An 8,775-nucleotide genomic window follows, 5' to 3' on the forward strand; every position below is an offset into this window, starting at 1 on the left:
CGCGTGCGACATCCTTGTCCACGGTCCCGGTCAGCAGGTCGCGCGGGAAATCGCCCGAGGCGCCGGGAAAGAAGCTGCTCATACTGTTGTCATAATTGAGCCCCGGCATTTCATCGACGGTGATGATGCCGTCTCCATTCCTGTCACCGACGGCCAGCAGGCTTGCCGCCGAGGGTACGCTCTGGGGCGATTCGGAATAGAATTTGATCTTCTCGTAGCGCGATCCGACCTGAATCGAACTGAACAAACCCCAGTCGGTACGGATGTCAAAATCGACACGGCCGTCATAGCCGCTATTGTTGGTGATGTTGTCGCCGTCGAAAATCGATGCCAGCTGATATTGCGCCGGATCGTTGCGGTCGAAATTGGTATCGAGCGACAGGTCGGGCACCGGGCCGCCACGCGAGAAATCATAGCTTGCATTGGTGACATTGCCGGCACGCGGGACCACCACATAGGTGAAGGATGCACCTGGGCCACCATCCGTACCCTTGCCCTTGCTGTAGGAAGCGTCGGCCGACATCTTCACGACATCACCATCATATTTGGTCGAGAAGCCGAGATTGGTGGATCGGAACTCGGTCGGCTCGTCATAGATGAGCGGCCGCAGCGTCACGCCGGTGAAGGTGCCGCTGACGACGGTCCCATGCTCGTCAGCGACGGCATCAATGTCATTATTGTTGAACAGGATCTGGTAATTAGCGCTGTTGCGTTCCCGTTTCAGCCGGGAATAGGTGCCGTCGAGAATGATCTCCCAATTTTCGGCAGGACGAAACTGGAGCGAACTGTTGAGCGTCAGGCGCTGCTCCCGCCGATCATAGATGCGCGCCATGAAACGATTGGGCCGGAAGAGGCCGAGGTCGTCGACGCCATCACCATCGCCGTCGATGGTGTCGGTACGGGTCCAGCCGCCGGAATCGAAGGACTGTCCCTGGGTATGGGTGTTGGAATAGGCGATGCTGGCGAGTATGCCGAAGCGATCGTCGAAATTCTTCGAGACGAGGGCCGAACCCCGATAGCCCAGATGATCGGCCTGGTCGGTATAGGCCCCCTGCAGCCGACCGCTGATGACAAGATCGTCAAGGTCGAGCGGGCGCTTGGTCTTGAGATTCACGGTGGCGCCGAGCGCCCCTTCGGGCATGTCGGCGGTCGGAGATTTCGAAACGACGATGCTGCCGATGATTTCCGGGCTGATCGATTCAAGCGACGCGCTGCCTCCTGCACCGGGGCCCAAGAAGGTGCGGCCGTTGATTTCCAGACGGTTCTGGGAAATGCCGCGGACGGTGAAATTGGAGCCGTCGCCTTCGCGCCGGGTGATCTGGACGCCGGTAATACGACTCATGGATTCGGCGACATTCTGGTCGGGAAGCTTGCCGATATCTTGCGCCGTGATCACATCGACGATGTTGCTGGCGCCACGCTTCACATTGATCGACTGCTGCAACGACCCGCGAATGCCTGTGACGATGATGTCCTGGGCTGCCTGGTTGTCCGCCGATACGATGCCATCAGCTGTTGCGCCTGCCGCTCCATTCTCCTGTAGATCGGACGCGCCAGCCGGCATCATGGTGAAAGCGGCTGCCGGCGTCGGATCGGATTTGCCCCGCTTGAGGACGATTGCGCTGCCGACCCTGACCATGACGAGATCCGTGCCCGCAATCAGGCGCTGAAGCGCCTGCGACACCTCCATCGCCCCTTGGACACCGGAAATGGTGACGCCTTCGGCTGTGGGCGCCGACACCAATATTTCTATGCCCGCCTGCCTGGCAAAGAGCGGAATACCGGTGCGAGCCGGTTGCGCGGGGATATCGAATCGCCGGACCTGGGCCGCCGCCTCCGCGGGCGAAGCGATGCACCAGGCCAGGCTGGTTGAAGCCGCAAGAAAATGGGCGCGCGAAGCTCTCATACATCCTCCCCTGTCTGGCGCCCTGTTTTCTGGTGCGCTCTCGACTATCAAGAGACGGGCGGGTCGGATTTCCGTCAGCTGCCCACGATCTTTTTTCGCGAAAGGCGAATTTCCTCCGCGGTCGTCGTTACCGAAATATCGAGGGAAATGGCGAGGCTCCGCGCAAAACCTGCCGGATTGTCGATCCGGAACAGGCCGACCAGCTTCTCATTGGCAAGGCTTGGGTCGGACAGCACCAATTGCTGCTTGTTATAGCGATTGAACCGGGCAATGGCATCAGCGAGCGTATCCTCTTCAAGCGCAATTTCACCGGCCCGCCAGGCAAGCGATCTCTCTATCGCCTGCGGCGCATTGCCGGTGGCAGGGACCAGAGCGCCACGTTCGAAGGTCGCGAAATCCCCGGCCTTGAGGATGGTCATCGTTCCGGCCCCGTTTCGCGCCCAGGTCGCGACGACACCCTCGGTCACGGCAATCTGGACGCCATTTTCGGTGCGGCTGACGGAAAAGGCCGTGCCGATCGCCCTTGCCTGCGCAATGCCCGCATCGACGATAAAGGGACGCCGACGATCTTTTGCAACCTGAAACCAGGCCTGACCCTTTTCCAGCGTGACACGTCGGCTTTCCTGGTCGAGAGCGACCCGCAGGTCGCTACCGCTGTCGATCGTTGCGACCGAACCATCCTCTAGCGGAAGGCGACGGATTTCACCGCGCTCGGTCGCAATATGCTCGCCCGTCCAACGCGAAAACCCGACGATCCCAGCAATTGTTGCAGCCATGGCGCCGCCGAGCCCGGCCGCCATCCATCGACGCCGCGTCCAATGGGAGCAGTGCCCAGGCCCGGCGTCGGCAACAAGCGTTTCCTCCACCAGGACCAAGGCGGCCTGCGCACGCAGCAGCGCCCCGACATGGAGCCTGTCCTGTGCGAGCCATGCGTCGAGAGCGGCCTGCTGATGCGCATCCAAGGGATGGCGCATGGCCCAACTTGCGGCTGCCTCGTCAATATATTCGCGCATGAACACCTCCGCTCGTCGAAGGCTGCTCCTGGTCGGGCTCGGTCAATTCGCGAAGAATGGCTCTCAAGCCGCGGCTTGCCTCATTCTCGACAATGGTTTCGCTGACTCCCAGAGTCTGGGCGATCATCTTCTGGCTCAGGCCCTCAACCCTGCGCATGATGAAAATGCGGCGGGCGCGATCGGACAGCAAGGCGAGCGCGGCCTGCACCCTGGCCAGTTCCTGGCGACCCTGCGCGAAGCGCTCAGGAGTTAGAAGATCGCCTTCCTCCTCCCAACCGGACATGTCGGACGCGGTCTCTATGCGAACCACGCGGGCCCGCTCCACCTGTCGTTGCAATATGTGTCGCGCCACCGTGAAAAGATAGGCGCGCGGCACGGCAACATGCGCGACATCTGGCAGTTGGGCCAAACGGCAATAGCATTCCTGCACGATATCCTCCACATCGGCCGCCGCAAGCACACGCCGCCGCAACCAACTCCGCAGGTCGCGTTCATGGGGCAGAATTTCCCTCGCTACCCATCTGGCAAGCGCGTCGCGTTCCGTAAATTTTCTCCTCTCTCGTTGCCAAGAGCCATGGAAGAGGCTTTTCCGTCGCGGTGGAAGCATTTTATTCATCACAGTTTGGAAAGGTGCCGACTTGCTCAGCCTCATCGGGCATTCGAAACAATGCCGCTCATCTGATTCCCGTCCCAAATCAGAACTTCGCAGTAAAATGCGACATCCGCACAGCGGACATTCTGTAAAGGGCCAATTCGATTGAACTAGAACGATTGAGCCGTTGCCTCCTCCCAAAGCCTTGATGTCGAAGCTGCTTTCCAGAGCGAGAATGAACTCATCGCTCTCTCCGAGTCCGAACCGTCCCGTGATCAACGTTCCCGCGATCCGGGGATCCCCTATGATCAGCGGGTTTTTCCGGTATCTGTTGAATTCCATGTCTCGATGAATGTCTCGAAGGACACATCGCTGTCCGCAGATCATGCCGGCAATACGATCAGCTTCCAGACGCGCTACAAGGCTGCAACTCGCAGCGCTCGCGATCGAGCAGAATCTGTTCGACGGCAAGCTCAATATTTCGGGCGGGCGCGTGTCGCCACTGACCTATTTCAATGAGTCTAATATCTATTGCACCTTCCAGAATAATTCGGTCTGCTTCAACGAAATAGCTACCCTTTGCCGCCTTTCGCACGCGATTTTCCGATCTCTGGGGGCGGACCGTCCGGTTTCCATCAACTGTTGGTCAAAACCAATCGCTCGCTCAACGTGTAGACATGATCGCTTTTGAAAGATCGCCCTCGAGGGTGACCAGCGTCGACCATGACCGTCAGAATTTCTTGTGAAGCGTAATCCGAGTGAGTTCGGCGGGACGGCCCAGCCGCATTGCAAATCCAGGCCAAATGCCTGTCCCATTGTTCACATATAGCGTCATCCCGTCGATCGTATAACGTCCGGACACGAAGCCACTATTTCCCATCGCCACAAGGCGATCCAATCCAGGGAGCATGCCGCCATGGGTGTGGCCAGACAGCTGAAGCGCGACACCGCGCGACGCAGCCATCCGTGCCGGGCCGGGCTGATGGTCAAGCAGGATAACGGGCGGGCCTACCGGCGCGCCAGCCAAGGCGGCGGCTAGGTCCGGCGGCGGCATCCCGGTGGCCGGAGCCGTACTGTCCGTCACGCCGGCGAGCACCAAGCTGCCGCCCCGGCGCTGGAGAACCACATGGTCATTGGCCAGGATGTGCATGCCCATCTCAGCGAAATGCCGTATCCAATCCTGATAACCGAGGAAATATTCATGGTTGCCCGGACTCATGAACACGCCATCGCGCGCGCGCAGGTCGCGCAAAGGCTCGACATTCGCCCGGCGCATCGCAAGGCTGCCGTCAATGACGTCGCCTGTTATAACGATCAGGTCGACGTCGAGCGCGTTTGTGCGATCGACGACGGCTGACGTCCATGCGGTCGCAAACAGGCGGCTGATATGCAGGTCAGTCAGTTGCACCAGTGTATAGCCTTCAAACTGCGGCGGAAGCCCTGAAATCTCGATCCTCACATCCTTAAGCGATGGAACCCGCGTCGCATTGTAAACACCGACCCCGGCAAGGATTATGGCTATAGCAGCCATCGCATAGCGAATTTCGGCGGCCATCGGTGCTGTTCGCCCCGGCGCCAGCCACAACGCGGTCAGGGCGACATCGGCAAGCAACTGCATCACCGCGAGGAACAGGATCGCGCCCCCCGCCCAGTTGAACAGGATGACGATGGCGCGCGGGAACTCCGGCGCGAAGATCGATCCGGACGACAGCTTGCTCCAATATTGGAACTGCGAAGCGACCAGCATCAGCACCGCGATGACGATCTTCGCCACCAGCGGCCATGGCAGGGGCCACAGGAAACGCGTGATGACGAGGGTGGAAGGCAACGCGAAGATCAGGTGGAAAATGGGATTTGCTCCGGTGACGTCGACGAGGGTCGGCGCATGAGAAGGCCGTCCGCACCATCAGGGCGGCGTATTAAGAAAAGGCAGGCGCGGATACCGCGCTTCAATCCGGCAACAACTTGTCCAATGTTATCGGCAGGTCGCGCACCCGCTTGCCGGTCGCATTGAACACCGCGTTCGCCACCGCAGCGCCAACGCCGGTGATGCCGATCTCCCCGATACCCCGCGCACCCAACGGCGAACGGGGATCGGGAATATCTGTCCACATCACATCAATTTGCGGCACGTCCAGATGAGTCGGGATGTGATAGTCGGCCAGCGAAGCATTCATGATCCTGCCGCTGCGCTCGTCGAACAAGGTTTCCTCAGTGAGGGCGAGGCCAAGGCCCATGATCATGCCGCCACGGAACTGGCTGGCTGCGGTCTTGGGATTGAGGATCGTGCCGCAATCGAAGGAACCCAGTAGCCGATCGACACGCACTTCCCCGGTCACGTCGCTGACGCGCAGTTCGCAAAAGACGGCAGAAGTGCTGTGCATGGCGAATTTGAACATTTCGAGCGGCATGCTGCCCGCTGCCGTCACAGTCAATTCATCCTGCACAGCCCTCGCAAGGATCGACTTGAAACTGTCATGTCGCGACGGATCGGCGATGCAGGCGATGCCGCCATCGGTAAGCCGGACCTCGCCCGCGCGAAGACCGGCGACAGGGCTGGCATTGCCGGCCAGACGCAGCATTTCGCCTGTCAGCTTTTCCGCAGCGGCGATGATCGCTCCAGCGACTGAAGCCGTCTGCGACGATCCCCCTGCCATGGGCGCTGCGGGCAGGTCGGAATCGCCCAGTTCGAAGCGGATCGCCGCCAGCGGAAGCCCAAGTCGGTCGGCAGCATGCTGCGCCTGAACCGTAGCTGTGCCCATGCCCATTTCCTGTGCGGAGCAGGCAATGGTTGCCGACCCGTCGCCATGCAGCGTGATCCGGACATTGGCACCCGGCATGCGTGCGTAGGGAAAGCTGCCCGCCGCGCAGCCCATGCCGATCCGCCATTCGCCCTGACGCCGCGAACCTGGCTCCGCCGACCGCCGATTCCATCCAAACCGTTCGGCGCCGTCGGTAAAAGCCCGCTTCAGCGCATGCTGGGAAAAGGGCGCGCCAGAGACTGGATGCCGCTCGGCGATATTGGCCATGCGCAGGTCGAGAGGATCGACGCCCATAGCATGCGCCAGTTCATCGACCGCGCTCTCGACGGCGAAAGTGCCGATCGCCTCGCCGGGAGCGCGCATGAAGGTGTTGGGCACGATGTCGAGATCAACATGCCGCTGGAGGAATTCGAAACTCTTCGCGTTATAGAGCGAGCGCGAACCGAGCGTATATTGTTCCGGACAGGCACCATAAGGCGGCATCACCGAATAACCGCTGTGGATCAGCGCGGTAAACCTACCAGCCGCATCCGCGCCAATGGCGACGCGCTGTTCAGACGGTGTCCGGCCGCCGACGATGCGGTAGACGCCCTCACGGCTAAGCGTCAGGCGCACCGGGCGTCCCACCATTCGCGCCACGGCGACCGCAATGATCTGATGATCCCACATGCCTTTCCCGCCGAAGCCGCCGCCAACGAATGGCGAGAGAACGCGCACATGCTCCCTCTTCAGGCCGAAAAGTTTTGCGAGCGCCATCGCGCTTGGCGCGACCATCTGGGTAGTGTCATGAACCAGCAGGTAATCGTCTTCCCACACGGCGGTGACAGTGTGCAGTTCGATGGCATTGTGATTCTGCGGCGGAGTCCGATAGACATTGTCGACTTTATGGGCAGCCCGCGTTAGTTCGCGCTCGGCATCGCCGACCGTGACATGGTTCTTCTCGATCAGGACGGATGCGGGCGTCCGGGCGGCGGCCTTGGCCTGTTCGAAGACGGTCTTTGCCGGTTCGGTTGCGTAGTCGATCACGATCAGCGTGGCGGCATAATCGGCCTGCTCCTGCGTTTCTGCGATCACGGCCGCGACGACCTGGCCGTTATAATGGACCTGCGCGTCCTGCAGGATAGGCAGATCGCTGTTCCCAACAGCCGACATGTCGCTCATTCCGATCAGCGCCAACGTACCAAGACGCGGCATGTTCCGGTGCGTCACGACCAGGATCACGCCGGGCGCCGCCTCCGCTGCGCCAGTGTCCATCCGCGTGATCAGACCTTGGGTAATCGGGCTATGCACCAACGCCGCATAGGAAAGATTCTCCACCACCACTTCGGCAGCAAAGCGCGCCTGGCCCGCGACCTTCGATGCTCCGTCCAATCGCGAAGCCTGACGGCCGATCGCGGCCCGGCGTTCGATCAGCGGGTCGGGCGAACCGCCCGGCAGCCAGCCTGCGGGCACCCAGCCAATGACGGTCCGGACCGAGCCAATCACGGCGTTCTGGATCTTGGTCATTGGACGCCTCCGGCCAGTTCGGCGAGCATGGCGGACAGGGTACGCTTCGCCAGTCCGCGCTTAAAACCATTGCCGGGCGACAGCGTCGCCTCAGCGAACTCCGCCTCGAACGCCTTCTCTATGGCTTCCGACGAAAAAACTGCGCCGCGCAGCGCATCCTCGATCCGGGACGCGCGCCAGGGCCTGGGCGCGATACCGCCAAATGCCACACCGATGGCTTCGACCCTGCCCTCGCGCATCGCCAGCCCAACCGCGACCGAAACAAGGGCAAAGGCATAGCTCGCCCGGTCACGCACCTTGCGGTAGGCCGAAAGACCAGCAAGAGGGGATGGCGGGAGCGTGACTGCAACGATGATCTCTGTGGGATCTAGCACTGTCTCAATATCGGGCCGTTCACCTGGCAGGCGATGGAAATCGACGAGCGGGACAGAGCGTTCTCTCCCCGGACCTGCAATATGGACCTGAGCATCCAAGGCAGCGAGCGCGACGCACATGTCAGATGGATGAGCGGCAATGCACGCGTCCGAGCCGCCCAATATGGCGTGATAGCGGTTGAATCCGCCGATGGCGTCGCACCCGCTGCCGGGCAAGCGTTTGTTGCAGCGCGAGCCGGCGACATCGTTGAAATACAGGCACCGCGTCCGCTGCATCACATTGCCGCCGACGGTCGCCATGTTGCGGACCTGTGCCGATGCTCCGGCCAATATGGCGCGCGCCAACATAGGATAATGGGACCGCACGAGAGGATGCGCCGCGACCGTGCTGTTACGCGCGGCCGCGCCGATGATCAACCCGCCATCGTCCGCGCGACCTACCCCGTCCGACAGGGCCGTGACGTCGACCAGCCGCAAAGGCGCGTCCACTCCCTTGCGCATCAAGTCGATCAGATTGGTACCGCCGCCAAGCAGGCGGACGCCGTCTCCGCCCGCCATGTGCAGGGCGTCGGAGATCGAAGCTGCGCGGGCATAGGTCACAGGGTTCATGGCCGATGCTCCC

Annotated in this window: 7 protein-coding genes; 1 reads left to right on the plus strand and 6 read right to left on the minus strand. The window is 61.4% G+C overall.

What is annotated here, in order from left to right; genetic code table 11:
• From VMR39_RS28675 to VMR39_RS28685, 3 genes are all read right to left on the minus strand, one after another.
• Window positions 1-1,906: TonB-dependent receptor (locus tag VMR39_RS28675; protein ID WP_325421650.1), on the minus strand; the 1,906-nt coding region annotated here is incomplete at its 3' end.
• A 74-nt stretch (window positions 1,907-1,980) separates the two neighbouring features.
• The gene (locus VMR39_RS28680; RefSeq protein ID WP_325421652.1) at window positions 1,981-2,919 is read right to left on the minus strand and encodes a FecR family protein; all 939 of its coding nucleotides are present in this window, start codon (window positions 2,917-2,919) and stop codon (window positions 1,981-1,983) included.
• On the minus strand, window positions 2,903-3,853 hold the full coding sequence (locus VMR39_RS28685) for an RNA polymerase sigma factor (protein WP_325421654.1): 951 nt from the start codon (window positions 3,851-3,853) through the stop codon (window positions 2,903-2,905). Before VMR39_RS28685 ends, VMR39_RS28680 begins: the two co-directional genes overlap by 17 nt.
• A 43-nt stretch (window positions 3,854-3,896) precedes the next feature.
• Here VMR39_RS28685 and VMR39_RS30605 point away from each other — a divergent pair, with 43 nt between their 5' ends.
• Entirely contained in the window at window positions 3,897-4,202 is a 306-nt protein-coding gene (locus VMR39_RS30605; protein ID WP_414712614.1) for a carbohydrate porin, read from the plus strand.
• Between the two features lie 39 nt (window positions 4,203-4,241).
• Here VMR39_RS30605 and VMR39_RS28690 read toward each other — a convergent pair whose 3' ends face one another.
• The 3 genes from VMR39_RS28690 to VMR39_RS28700 form a co-directional block, all read right to left on the minus strand.
• Window positions 4,242-5,339, minus strand: a complete 1,098-nt coding sequence (locus VMR39_RS28690) for a metallophosphoesterase (protein ID WP_325421656.1) — start codon at window positions 5,337-5,339, stop codon at window positions 4,242-4,244.
• A gap of 121 nt (window positions 5,340-5,460) precedes the next feature.
• Window positions 5,461-7,779 (minus strand): xanthine dehydrogenase family protein molybdopterin-binding subunit, encoded by a 2,319-nt coding sequence (locus tag VMR39_RS28695; protein ID WP_325421658.1) that lies wholly within the window; start codon window positions 7,777-7,779, stop codon window positions 5,461-5,463.
• On the minus strand, window positions 7,776-8,775 hold a 1,000-nt coding region (locus tag VMR39_RS28700), incomplete at its 5' end, for a xanthine dehydrogenase family protein subunit M (protein WP_325421660.1). The genes VMR39_RS28700 and VMR39_RS28695, both read right to left, overlap by 4 nt.

It is taken from the genome of Sphingobium sp. (assembly GCF_035511395.1).
Taxonomy (GTDB): domain Bacteria; phylum Pseudomonadota; class Alphaproteobacteria; order Sphingomonadales; family Sphingomonadaceae; genus Sphingobium.